Below are 12,156 nucleotides of genomic sequence, written 5' to 3' on the forward strand. Positions count from 1 at the left end.
TGATAAATGATGTAAGCATACCGTTTTATTTGTATATGTTATCATTTATCACTCATCAATTATATTTATTTGTTATGAGGTTTCAGCATATTTTTCGGGTCAAGAATTTCATCAAGCTTTTCCTGAGAAAGTATTCCTTTTTCCAATACTAAATTGTAGACGCTTTTTCCTGTCACTAATGCTTCTTTGGCAATCTGGGTAGATTGTTTGTAGCCGATATAAGGATTCAGTGCCGTTACAATACCGATGCTGTGTTTTACCATATTCAGGCAAACTTCTTTATTCGCTGTAATTCCTGTAATACATTTTTCACGAAGCGTGTCTAATGCATTGCTCAGGAAATGAATATTTTCCATGATGGCATGAGAAAGTACCGGTTCCATTACATTTAACTGTAATTGTCCGGCTTCTGCTGCAAAAGTCACGGTAAGGTCATTTCCAAAAACTTTAAAACAAACCTGGTTCACCACTTCCGGTATTACAGGATTTACTTTTCCCGGCATAATGGAAGATCCCGGCTGCATTGGAGGCAGATTGATTTCAGAAAGCCCCGCTCTTGGTCCTGAAGATAATAATCTTAGGTCATTACAAATTTTAGATAATTTCACCGCAAGACGTTTCATTGCAGATGAATAAATCACGTAAGATCCAGTATCCGGAGTCGCTTCTACCAGATCCGGCGCAGAAACAACAGGAAAACCTGTAATTTCAGCCAAATTCTTAGCACACAAGGTTGCATAGCCTAACGGAGCATTGATTCCTGTTCCGATAGCTGTTGCTCCCATATTCACTTCTACGAAAAGGTTCGCGTTGTTATTCAACTTAGAAATATCTTCTTCCAAAGTGGCTGCAAATGCTTCAAACTCCTGTCCCAAAGTCATCGGAACTGCATCCTGAAGCTGGGTACGGCCCATTTTAATAACATCCTGAAATTCTTTTCCTTTTTCACGGAAAGCTTCCACAATTCTGATCAGCCTTTCCACCAAAGTATCATTCATCTGCAGCAATCCCATTTTGATCGCTGTAGGATAGGCGTCGTTCGTAGACTGAGAAAGATTGATATGGTCGTTTGGAGAACAGAATTCGTATTCTCCTTTATTTTTTCCAAGTTTTTCCAATACCCTGTTCGCGATCACTTCATTCGCATTCATATTGATCGAAGTTCCCGCTCCCCCCTGAATCATATCTACCGGAAACTGCTCATGCAATTCTCCGTTAATTAACTCATCACAGGTTTCAGCAATTTTGAAATACAGGTTTTCATCCAGAAGACCCAGTTCATAATTGGTTTTAGCCGCTGCTTTTTTTACAAAAGCCAACCCTTGTATAAATTCCGGATAGGAAGACAGCAACTGTCCTGAAATCTTAAAATTCTCTATTGCTCTTTGAGTCTGTACCCCATAATATGCATCTATCGGTACGTTTAGCTCTCCTAGAAGATCGCTCTCCTGTCTGTAATTTTCCATTAAAATATTGTTTAAGATCTAATGTGATTATCTCAAAAAAAATGCATCATTAAGATGCACTTCAAAATTACTTATTTTATTGGATATTTTTGATTTAATGCCTGTAAAATTGCCCATGTTTCGGCATCCATGATTCCGTCGTATTTCTGAGGTCTGAAATGATACTGGAAGGCTTCAACTGTTTTTTTGGTAGCATCGTCCCATGCGCCGCTCAGCTCAAGTCCGTATCCGAATTTCTGCAAAGCTGTCTGAATCATAAAAATAAAAGCAGGCTCGCTGTATCTGGTTGTAAAATCTACCTGTGCCTGTGTAAGGAAATTCTGTTTGGTTGCTTCATCATACCACATTCCTATTTGGTATTCGTCATACAGTTTTTTCCAAGGGAAAAGCGGTCCCGGATCTTGTTTTCTCGTAGGAGCAATATCCGAATGTGCCAATACATTGGTCGCCGGAATCTGATATCTTGTAATAATATCTTTAGCTAAAGCTGCTACTTTTTTTACCTGATCATCACTGAAGGCTGCAAACACCCTGCTCTTTGTAGAATCTGTTCTAAACCCCGCATTCACAATTTCTATCCCGATAGAAGTATCATTAAGGTTTTTATCACTTCTCCAAGAGCTTACTCCTGCATGATAGGCACGTTTGTTCTCATCTACCAGCTGATAGATTTCATTATCTCCGGTATTATTGACAAGGTAATGCGCACTTACTCCCTGCTGTGTAAGAACGGTAATGGATTTATCATCCGGCAAAGCGGTATAGTGCAGAATTAAATAACGCTGTCTGAAATTTTGTGCTATTGCTGGAAAATAGGTTTTCACGACTTTATATCCTGCAGGTTTTGCTGATACAATTGAACCATAACTTACCGTATTGTCATTTTTAGCAGCATCTGCAATATTGGTCGTAAAAAAGTCTACTCCTCCTTCATGGGTAACCTGAGGTTTTGGTTTGTCATTAACAGGCTTTGCAACCGCTGTTTTTGGCTGTACCACTTGTTTATTGGTACGCGAAGCATTTTGTTTTACATTTTTCTGTGAGGTGCATGAAAAAACAAAAAAACTTAAGCCGATGATATATAATGTCTTACGCATTTGTTTACTTTTTTAATCGTTTATTACCGTAAAAATACACAAATTTTTCTTGAAAAATATTTGGTAAATAAAGAAATCTATTCTATATTTGCACTCGCAATAACAGAACAACGATCATCAACAAATAAGATAAACAGGAGGGTTGCCGGAGTGGTTAACGGAGCAGTTTGCTAAACTGTCGACGCGAAAGTGTCGCAAGGGTTCGAATCCCTTACCCTCCGCTTTTCTATATATCTTTCGGGGCGTAGCGTAGTCCGGTCATCGCGCCTGGTTTGGGACCAGGAGGTCGCAGGTTCGAATCCTGCCGCCCCGACAGTTTTCATAATTTTTTCAAAATTATAATGGGTGCGTAGCTCAGCTGGATAGAGCATCTGCCTTCTAAGCAGACGGTCAAAGGTTCGAATCCTTTCGCGCTCACTTAAAACTCACAATTTTTATTGTGAGTTTTTTTGTTTTTATACTAAATGGAAAATCATTTATTACACCTTTGATATCCTTCAATTTCAAACATTGATTGAAGAAGTAAATACCTTGTGTTTATCTGTAAACATTTTTTATTGTTTTTAATATAAATAACTTTGTTCTGAAAAAAGAATAGATAATCTTTATTTACACTCAATTTGCCTTCATCGATATTCATTCTTATCAATTCTTCTTGTATATTTTTACCTATATTCTCAATTCCATTTTTAGAAAAATTTTTATTTGATCGATGTTCTAAATCTGTAATGTTTTCTATTCTAATTTTTGAAAAAGAAGTATACAGTTTTTGTTCAATATAAAAATTGAAAATATAGGAAATCGACAATAACAACAAGAGTAAAATTAAAATTTTATTTCTCACACTCATTCTATCTAAAACTATGGTTATTAATCTTGTAAAGCTATAAAAAAAAGCGTTCTAAAATATTAATAAAAAATTATTGTAAATTTATTTTTATAATTCAAAAAAACACTCTATATTTGCACCCACAAAAAACAAGGTAATTCTTGTTACAAGATGACCTCAATCGGGGCGTAGCGTAGTCCGGTCATCGCGCCTGGTTTGGGACCAGGAGGTCGCAGGTTCGAATCCTGCCGCCCCGACAGTTTTCATAATTTTTTCAAAATTATAATGGGTGCGTAGCTCAGCTGGATAGAGCATCTGCCTTCTAAGCAGACGGTCAAAGGTTCGAATCCTTTCGCGCTCACTTAAAACTCACAATTTTTATTGTGAGTTTTTTTGTTTATACTAGTTTCATGTGTCATTGCTATATATTACATTCAAAATCTTTAGATCAATATTACATTGGACATTCTTGTGAAGATTTACAGGAAAGACTAAGACAACATCTTTCAAACCATAAAGGTTTTTCTTCAAAAACGAAAGACTGGACGATTGTTTATTCAGAAATTTTTAATTCTAAGTCTCAGGCGTATAAAAAGAGAGCTAGAAATAAAAACATGGAAAAGCAAATCCAAAATTAAAAAGCTTATTAATAATTCTACAGCATAGAGCATCCCGATTTTTAGTCGGGACGGTCAAAGGTTCGAATCCTTTCGCGCTCACTTAAAGAGACAACTATCAAATAGTTGTCTCTTTTTTTGTCAGAAAACGCCCAATGTAGCTTAGCTATTTGTATTAATATTCATTAATACCACCCTGAATTTAACAGTCTTCATTTTTGGTTATAATTGAAAAACCTTACCTTTGCACGCATGCTGAGATGGTTTTCCATACTATGTTCGATGATTTATGTGCTTGCAACGACCAATATGACGGAAGTGTTGAAAGTGCCTGTATTGATAGAGCATTTGATGGAGTATCAGGGAAGTTTTTCTGAATTTTTGGTTGAGCATTATGATAACCATCAGAAAGATGCCGATTGGGACACCGATCAAAAGCTCCCTTTCATCAATCCCCCCGTTGTTTTAATGATTCATGCTCAGCTTCCGGAGGCGACCTTCCATATTGAAAAAATCAAAGAGCTCATCATTTCTCAAAAACCAACTGTTTATCAGGAAAAAAACATTTCCAGCAGTTATCTTTCCCGTATTTTCCAGCCTCCGCGCTTTTGTTAATTGATTTTTAAGTTAAACATCAATGTTTCAGAATATTTCCTGAAACAGTCGATTTCTATTTAATTCAATTAATACATTTTTCATGTTAAATAAAATTATTGAGTTTTCTGTAAAGAATAAACTCATTATTGCGCTGTTTACCATTGCGCTTATCCTTTTTGGAATTTATGAGACCACCAAGCTTCCTATCGATGCACAGCCTGATATCACAAGCACGCAGGTACAGGTAATTACCGTTGCGCCTTCATACGGAGCAGCAGATATCGAACGGCTGGTAACCTTCCCTATCGAGCAGGCCACCAGTAATATCAGTGGTATTACGCAGATCCGTAGTTTTTCACGTTTCGGATTGTCATTAATCACCATTGTTTTTGATGATGATACTGATGTGTATTGGGCTCGTCAGCAAGTTCAGGAACGTTTACAATTGGTTCAGGAGAATATTCCCACAGGCATTGGAAAACCGGAATTAGGACCTATTTCATCAGGTTTGGGGGAAATTTTCCAATATGTAGTCCGGGCTAAAAAAGGCTACGAACATATTTATGACGAGACCGAACTGAGAACGATTCAGGATTGGGTGATCCGTAGACAATTATTAGGAACAAAAGGCGTTGCCGATGTCAGTAGTTTCGGAGGTAAATTAAAACAGTACGAGATTGCCATCAATCCTAACCAGCTTCAGGCTTTTAACATTACTATTAATGATGTTTTTGATGCGCTTGAAAAAAATAATCAGAACACAGGAGGAGCCTATATTGAAAAGAAAGAAACCGTTCTTTTCATCCGTAGTGAGGGGCTTTTAGGAAGCACAGAAGATATTGGGAATATTCAGGTTTCGAATACAAAAGAAGGAATTCCTGTTCATATTAAAGATGTGGCACAGGTGAAAATAGGTTTTGCCACCCGTTACGGAGCCATGACTTATAACGATAAAGGTGAAGTTTCCGGAGCTATCGTTATGATGCTGAAAGACGAAAATGCCAATGAGGTAGTCGGAAACATCAAGCAAACATTAGATAAAATTCAGGAATCTTTACCGGAAGGGGTTGTGATTGAGCCGTTTTTAGACAGAGCTAAAATGGTGAATAATACGATTAGTACGGTAAAAACCAACTTAATGGAAGGTGCATTAATTGTCGTTTTCATCTTGGTTTTATTCCTTGGAAATTTCAGAGCAGGATTGTTGGTAGCTTCTGTGATTCCTTTGGCCATGCTTTTTGCCATTATTATGATGAATATTTTCGGAGTCGGAGGAAACTTAATGAGTCTCGGAGCTTTAGATTTCGGATTGATTGTCGATGGCGCCGTGATTATTGTGGAAGCCGTTCTGCACCAATTAGCCCACAAAAAACATTTCGGAAAAGATAATATGCTTTCAAAAGCAGAAATGGACAGTCAGGTTTCCAGCTCAGCAACAAAAATGGTAAACAGTGCTGTTTTCGGACAAATCATTATTCTGATTGTTTATCTGCCGATTTTTACCCTTCAGGGAATTGAAGGAAAAATGTTCAAACCGATGGCACAAACCGTTGCCTTTGCTTTGATCGGAGCATTTTTACTGTCATTAACTTATATTCCGATGATGAGTTCTTTGGTACTAAGCCGAAAGAAAAAAACGAAAGACAATGTTTCTGACAGAGTGATGTCAAAAGTTGAAATAGGTCATCAGAAATTATTAATTAAAGCTTTAAAATTCAGAAAAACGATTATTGCAACCGTTATTGTTTTATTTGCGGGAGCCGTTTTCGTGCTTTCAAAAATGGGTGGAGAGTTTATTCCGTCTCTGGAAGAAGGTGATTTTGCGGTGGAGATGAGAATTCTTCAGGGAAGCAATATTGAAGAAACGAAAAAAGCGACAACTCAAGCTTCGAAAATTTTACTAAAACAATTTCCTGAAGTTCAGAAAGTCGTGATGAAAATCGGAAGCGGAGAAATCCCGACCGACCCGATGCCGATGGACGGAGGCGATATGATCGTGGTTTTAAAACCAAAAAAAGAATGGACTTCTGCACATTCCTTTCCCGAACTTTCGGATAAAATGAACGAAGCTTTACAAGTCATTCCCGGACTTACCGCGAGTTTTCAGTTTCCGGTTCAGATGCGTTTCAACGAATTGATGACGGGAGCAAAACAGGATGTTGTCTGTAAAATTTATGGTGAAGATTTAGATAGTTTGGCAACGTATGCAAAAAAATTGGGTGGAATTATTTCAACCGTTAACGGCGCTCAGGATTTATATTTAGAACCTGTTGTCGGCGCTCCACAAGTGGTGATTGATTATAATCGTGCGGAACTTTCCCGTTACAATATTTCCGTTGCCGAAATCAACAGAGTCATCAATATGGCTTTTGCAGGACAGACTGCGGGTGCTTTGTATGAAGGCGAAAGAAAATTCGATGTAGTGGTAAGAATGGATAATGAACATAAAAAAGACATTTCAAGCATTCAAAATCTGTTGGTTCCGACTCCGAATGGCGAACAGATTCCTTTATCACAATTGGCAAAAGTGGAGTTAAAAGAAAGCCCGAATCAGATTCAGAGAGAAAATACAAAACGTAGAATTGTTGTCGGATTTAATGTTCGCGGAAGAGATGTTCAGAGTATTGTGGAAGAGCTTCAGCAAAAGGTTAATAGGGATTTGAAATTATCTGCAGGGTATACTATTTCTTACGGGGGTGCTTTTGAAAATTTAAATCAAGCTAAGTCAAGATTAGGAATTGCTGTTCCGATTTCTTTGGTGATGATTTTCTTGTTGCTATTCTTCGCTTTCGGTTCTGTAAAGCATAGTTTACTGATTTACACAGCGATTCCTTTATCAGCAATTGGTGGAATTTACTTTTTAGCATTACGCGGAATGCCTTTCAGCATCAGTGCAGGAGTTGGATTTATCGCCCTTTTCGGAGTCGCTGTTTTGAACGGAATTGTTTTAATCTCAGAATTCAACCGACTGAAAAAAGATGGCGTTAAAAACTTAAGCCGAATTGTTTTGATGGGAACGAGAATCCGTCTTCGTCCAGTTCTGATGACCGCTTTTGTGGCGTCATTAGGATTTTTACCAATGGCGATCAGCAACGGAGCCGGAGCAGAAGTTCAGCGACCTTTAGCAACTGTGGTGATCGGAGGATTAATGCTTGCAACACTTTTAACCTTATTCGTTTTACCGATTCTTTACGTCTTATTTGAACGAATCAGTAAAAAGAAAAAGTTCAAAAAAGCTAAATCTTAGCTAAGTGGAACGCCTTTGCGAAAGAAAAAATCAAAAGTCTCAATTAAAAAAAATCTTAGCGCGCATTACGTTAAAAATAAATACAATGAAATTTTCAAACAATCATAAAAAACTGACCGCATTTTTATTTCTGATGTCTTTCGGAATGATGAATGCGCAGGAAAGTATTACTTACGAACAGGCTCTGGAAAAGGCTTTTCAACAAAACGGAGCTTTAAAAAATTCAAAATTAATTTCTGACTATCAGGAAAAATTAAAGGCAAGTTATCTTGATATTCCACAAACGGAAGTCAGTGCGCAAATCGGACAGATGAACGGTGTGGAAACAGACAATTCGTTCTCTATTTCCCAACGTTTCAGTTTTCCGACGGTTTACACGAAAAGAAAACAAATGCTGGATGCTGAATGGAATGCAAGTGTCATCAATCAAAATCTGACGAAAGCGCAATTAACAAAGGAAGTTTCCGATGTTTTTTACCGAATTCTGACGCTTCAGGAAAAGAAAAAAGTGATTGAATATATCAGCAAACTGTACAGCAGTTTTGCAGAAAAAGCGAGTTTGAGACTGAAAAAAGGAGAAACCAATATTTTGGAGGAATCTACCGCAGAAATTCAGAACGAACAGGCAAAAACGCAACTGAATATGCTTGAAAACGATTTGAATATTGCTAAACTTCAGCTTCAGTTATTGCTTCAGTCCGAAGAAAAATTTCAACCTGTTTCGGACAAACCAATTATGAATGTTAATCTTCAGGTTTCAGAAGAAATGATTCAGCATCATCCGGAATTGCAATATTTAAATCAACAAATTAAAGTCAATGAAGCAGAAGCACAGCTTGAAAAATCTAAACTGTTGCCGGATTTATTGGTCGGATACACGAATCAAAGTATGAAAAACCTGAATAACAACCGTTTTAATGCAGTTCAGGTCGGTGTCGGAATTCCTCTGTTTACGAAAGGGCAACGTGCTTTAGCCAAAGCGACAAAAGCAAAAGTAGCGATTTCCGAAAATGAATATCAGCGAAAGGAGATCGAACTTAAAAACAGATTCGGGCAGCAGATTAATAATTACACCAATCAACTGAAAATCGTTGATAATTATGAACAAAAACAGCTTCCGAAGTCTGAAACGATTTTAAAAACGGTTCAAAAACAACTGGAAGTCGGCGAAATCGATTATCTGAACTGGGTCATCCTTACGAATCAGGCAGTGAAAACAAAGGTTGATTATATCGATAATCTCGAAAGACTCAACCAAATCGGCGCGGAACTTAATTTCTTACTATCAAAATAACAGCGAAATGTATCTTAAAAATATATCAATCCTTAGTTTAAGTGTAATTCTTACTTTATCTTCCTGTTCAGGAAAAAAAGAGGAAGAGAAAACGGTGTATGAAAACACAAAATTCAAGGAAAAAGACCAGAATACGGTTCAACTATCAGATAAGCAATTGCAATCGATTGGTTTAACGACAACAACCATTCAGGAAAAAACAATGCAAAAACGGGTTCGCCTAAATGGTAAAGTGGAAATCGCGCCGTCTCATATCAGCTCGGTTTCCAGCATTATGGGCGGTCATATCAAATCGATCGGTGTGATCAACGGAAGCCATTTCAGTAAAGGGCAGGTTTTGGCGGTTGTGGAAGACCCGCAATTCATCCAGTTACAACAGGATTATCTGGTGACGAAAGCACAGTTGGAATCAGCAAGATTGAATTTAAACCGTCAAAAAGATTTGAATATCACCAAAGCGACCAGTGATAAAACTTTGCAAACCGTTCAGGCAGATTATTCTACACTGAATGCAACATTGAAAGGTCTTGAAGAAAAACTGAGAATTATCGGAATCAATGCAAAAGGGCTAAATTCATCCAATATCAGAAGCAAAATTAATGTTTATGCGCCTTTCAGTGGTTTTGTGAGCAAAATTTTAGTGAATAACGGACAGTACATTAATCCTTCGGATACATTGTTTGAATTGATTAATCCAGTCGGTTTGTTGCTTGAATTAAAAGTGTTTGAAAACGATGTGAATGATGTGAGAATCGGACAGGAGATTTTAGTGTACAACAATCAAAATCCTGATAAAAAATCGACAGCAAAAATTGTAAGCATTGTTCCAAGTATTGAAAACGGAGGTTCGTCAATTGCTGTGGCGAAACTTTCAACGCCTAATCCTGAGTTTATCAAAGGAATGTACATCAATGCAGAAGTAACGATAAATAGTAGATTTACCATTGGTTTATCAAACGAATCTGTGGTTTCTTTTGAAAGCAAAAATTATATTTTCGAAGATTTAGGAAACAAAAAGTATAAAATGATTCCTGTAAATGTGGGAATTTCTGATGATCAATTCACGGAGATTCTGAAGGCAGACAATTTGAAAGATAAAAAGATTGTTCAGAAAGGAGCGTATAGTCTTTTGATGGCGCTGAAGAATAAAGCGGAGTAAAATCATTCCTTTAAGCTTATAAAAAACTCACAATTAAAATTGTGAGTTTTTTGCATTTATATCTTACCTTTTAATTTTTCGGACACCATATATTACCCAAACCCTGAACACCAATGTTGATCATTCAACACAATTTCATCAATGATAAAGTCATCAGGATGTTTTTTAAATCCTTCTTTTTGTTTGAGAAAATCAATAACATCATTTGCCATTTTTTTATCAGAAAAAATGCCTATTTCTCTTTCATCATCCAAAAATGTATGAATCGTGTAAGTATGACTGACCTTAAATACTGTTTCCTGATTTATTTTCTTTATTATATAACTATAATTAGGGACGCAATCCTCTTCAGGTAAATAATCTCTTCCTATTTCCCCTACAACTTCAGTAAAACCATTCTGCCAATGTATTTTATTGAGTTCATATTTTTTGATATAAAAATCATTGGGATATTCTGAAAATCCTGATAAAAGCAAAAATTTTTGTTTTACTTTTTCAAGTTCCTGTATATCGTCAAAAAAGCCTATAAACTTAGCATCACGATGAGTTTCATCCGTATAAATATGCTCTAAAGAATAAATAAAATAATCCATAGTGTATCATTAAAACCAAAGATTGGTAAAATACTCCGCAAAAAGTTTTAGTCCTTTTTCTACTTTTTCATTAATTTCTTGAAATTTTAAGTGTTCAAACTTCTCAGGATGAACATGATATTCGAAAGGAATAATCATTTCACTTAATACTTCACTCCAATACTTTTCTTTTTCTTCAAAAGAAGTGTCTGTGGTAAAATGTTCAACATCTGGAAAATCAGGTACGGAAGGTGCATTTTTACTTTCCACTTTATCTTTAAATTCTTTTAGTCTTGGATAAATAAGATCTGAAAGCGTATATTTTAGATCATAAAGTTCTCCTTTTGTCATTAATTTTTTCATTATATAAAAATAAAACCACCGTAAATATACAGTGGTTTTTAAATCTATTATTAAAAATTTCTATTTCAGCTTATAAGAATTTCCGTTCCAAAGGTAGGTTTTTGAAGCTTTTTTCTTTTTTTCACGGTCTCTGTCATCTTTTTCCATTTCTTCCATTTTAAAAATGAATGCATTGGGAATTCCACCCTTGTCGTTTGGGAAAACAAATTCTTCGCTGTGGTAATACACATCTGCGTCTCCCACATTCATTAGCTGAGGAAGGAGAATCAGTTTTTTGTCTTTAAAAAGAATATACTGGTCATAGCTTGCAATTCCGCAAGCTTCCCCGGAAACTGTTGCCTTTAATGTCAGTTCTACATTCTGTAATTTATGGTTGCTTTCAATATTGAAGGTACCATAGCTCAGGCTTTCTGCAGAACCTGTATCAAAAGAAACCTCATCGATCAGCATGTTTCCTTCTACCACTTTTATTGCGGCAATGTTCTGCTGAATGGTAATTTCAGGGTATCCTTTGTCTTTTTTACTGATCGTTTTCGTAAGACCGAAAAGGAAATCATAGCCGTTTTTATTTCTGTAGCCCACAGAAAGGTTTCCGCCCCAAATATAGCCTTCAGAAGTTGTATCTCCTTTCTGATAAGAGATTTTATACCAGTTCGCTCTTCTTTCTCCCAATTTCAGAATCGTTTCTTCTTTTTTAAGAATTAAAACCTGTTGATTGGTTGATAAGGAATCCAGAATCTGGGAATTTACATTGGGAGACTGGCGAATCCTAGTCTGGTCTGTAAATATTTTCTGTGTCTTATTTTCTTCAAATTGAAACACTCCGTTGGCATATTCGTAATCTTCTTCCTGCGCAGAGAAGATCTGAACAATAAGTAAGAATACAGCGGTGAATAAGGTTTTCATATTAATAGT

The 12,156-nt window shown here is 36.5% G+C and carries 10 protein-coding genes and 5 tRNA genes; 10 read left to right on the top strand and 5 right to left on the bottom strand.

Annotation, left to right across the window (positions count from 1 at the left end; genetic code table 11):
* Window positions 1–65: 65 nt before the first annotated feature.
* Entirely contained in the window at window positions 66–1,466 is a 1,401-nt protein-coding gene (gene aspA, locus JI747_RS14695) for an aspartate ammonia-lyase (RefSeq protein WP_225689651.1), read from the bottom strand.
* A 71-nt stretch (window positions 1,467–1,537) separates the two neighbouring features.
* A complete protein-coding gene (locus JI747_RS14700) occupies window positions 1,538–2,563 on the bottom strand; it encodes an N-acetylmuramoyl-L-alanine amidase (protein WP_225689652.1) in 1,026 nt (341 codons plus the stop codon).
* 136 nt (window positions 2,564–2,699) lie between these two features.
* On the opposite strand from JI747_RS14700, the gene JI747_RS14705 reads away from it, so the two are divergent.
* From JI747_RS14705 to JI747_RS14750, 10 genes are all read left to right on the top strand, one after another.
* Window positions 2,700–2,784, top strand: a tRNA-Ser gene (locus JI747_RS14705).
* A 17-nt stretch (window positions 2,785–2,801) separates the two neighbouring features.
* Window positions 2,802–2,876: transfer RNA gene (locus tag JI747_RS14710), tRNA-Pro, on the top strand.
* A gap of 30 nt (window positions 2,877–2,906) precedes the next feature.
* Window positions 2,907–2,980 (top strand) — tRNA-Arg (locus JI747_RS14715).
* Window positions 2,981–3,574: 594 nt separating this feature from the next.
* A tRNA-Pro gene (locus JI747_RS14720) sits at window positions 3,575–3,649 on the top strand.
* A gap of 30 nt (window positions 3,650–3,679) precedes the next feature.
* Window positions 3,680–3,753, top strand: a tRNA-Arg gene (locus tag JI747_RS14725).
* Window positions 3,754–3,775: 22 nt separating this feature from the next.
* Window positions 3,776–4,030, top strand: a complete 255-nt coding sequence (locus JI747_RS14730; protein WP_225689653.1) for a GIY-YIG nuclease family protein — start codon at window positions 3,776–3,778, stop codon at window positions 4,028–4,030.
* A gap of 261 nt (window positions 4,031–4,291) precedes the next feature.
* Window positions 4,292–4,624: a hypothetical protein gene (locus JI747_RS14735; protein WP_225689654.1), complete on the top strand. Its 333-nt coding sequence runs from the start codon at window positions 4,292–4,294 to the stop codon at window positions 4,622–4,624.
* Window positions 4,625–4,706: 82 nt separating this feature from the next.
* On the top strand, window positions 4,707–7,853 hold the full coding sequence (locus tag JI747_RS14740) for an efflux RND transporter permease subunit (RefSeq protein ID WP_394371153.1): 3,147 nt from the start codon (window positions 4,707–4,709) through the stop codon (window positions 7,851–7,853).
* 85 nt (window positions 7,854–7,938) lie between these two features.
* On the top strand, window positions 7,939–9,147 hold the full coding sequence (locus tag JI747_RS14745) for a TolC family protein (protein WP_225689655.1): 1,209 nt from the start codon (window positions 7,939–7,941) through the stop codon (window positions 9,145–9,147).
* A gap of 7 nt (window positions 9,148–9,154) precedes the next feature.
* The gene (locus JI747_RS14750; protein WP_225689656.1) at window positions 9,155–10,306 is read left to right on the top strand and encodes an efflux RND transporter periplasmic adaptor subunit; all 1,152 of its coding nucleotides are present in this window, start codon (window positions 9,155–9,157) and stop codon (window positions 10,304–10,306) included.
* Window positions 10,307–10,398: 92 nt separating this feature from the next.
* On the opposite strand, the gene JI747_RS14755 is transcribed toward JI747_RS14750, so the two are convergent.
* Genes JI747_RS14755 through JI747_RS14765 form a run of 3 tightly spaced genes read right to left on the bottom strand, consistent with a single transcriptional unit; the run spans window position 10,399 to window position 12,147 of the window.
* Entirely contained in the window at window positions 10,399–10,899 is a 501-nt protein-coding gene (locus JI747_RS14755) for a hypothetical protein (protein WP_225689657.1), read from the bottom strand.
* A gap of 9 nt (window positions 10,900–10,908) precedes the next feature.
* Window positions 10,909–11,241 (bottom strand): hypothetical protein, encoded by a 333-nt coding sequence (locus tag JI747_RS14760; protein ID WP_225689658.1) that lies wholly within the window; start codon window positions 11,239–11,241, stop codon window positions 10,909–10,911.
* 60 nt (window positions 11,242–11,301) lie between these two features.
* On the bottom strand, window positions 11,302–12,147 hold the full coding sequence (locus JI747_RS14765; RefSeq protein ID WP_225689659.1) for an SH3 domain-containing protein: 846 nt from the start codon (window positions 12,145–12,147) through the stop codon (window positions 11,302–11,304).
* Window positions 12,148–12,156: the final 9 nt, after the last annotated feature.

Origin of the sequence: Chryseobacterium tagetis, assembly GCF_016735585.2 — a bacterium.
Lineage (GTDB): Bacteria > Bacteroidota > Bacteroidia > Flavobacteriales > Weeksellaceae > Chryseobacterium > Chryseobacterium tagetis.

Bases quoted from the DNA above. Each gene is read 5' to 3' on its own strand.
- JI747_RS14765 (WP_225689659.1), bottom strand. From the start codon at position 12,147: ATGAAAACCTTATTCACCGCTGTATTCTTACTTATTGTTCAGATCTTC.
- JI747_RS14750 (WP_225689656.1), top strand. From the start codon at position 9,155: ATGTATCTTAAAAATATATCAATCCTTAGTTTAAGTGTAATTCTTACT.
- JI747_RS14760 (WP_225689658.1), bottom strand. From the start codon at position 11,241: ATGAAAAAATTAATGACAAAAGGAGAACTTTATGATCTAAAATATACG.
- JI747_RS14745 (WP_225689655.1), top strand. From the start codon at position 7,939: ATGAAATTTTCAAACAATCATAAAAAACTGACCGCATTTTTATTTCTG.
- aspA (WP_225689651.1), bottom strand. From the start codon at position 1,466: ATGGAAAATTACAGACAGGAGAGCGATCTTCTAGGAGAGCTAAACGTA.
- JI747_RS14740 (WP_394371153.1), top strand. From the start codon at position 4,707: ATGTTAAATAAAATTATTGAGTTTTCTGTAAAGAATAAACTCATTATT.
- JI747_RS14755 (WP_225689657.1), bottom strand. From the start codon at position 10,899: ATGGATTATTTTATTTATTCTTTAGAGCATATTTATACGGATGAAACT.
- JI747_RS14735 (WP_225689654.1), top strand. From the start codon at position 4,292: ATGATTTATGTGCTTGCAACGACCAATATGACGGAAGTGTTGAAAGTG.
- JI747_RS14700 (WP_225689652.1), bottom strand. From the start codon at position 2,563: ATGCGTAAGACATTATATATCATCGGCTTAAGTTTTTTTGTTTTTTCA.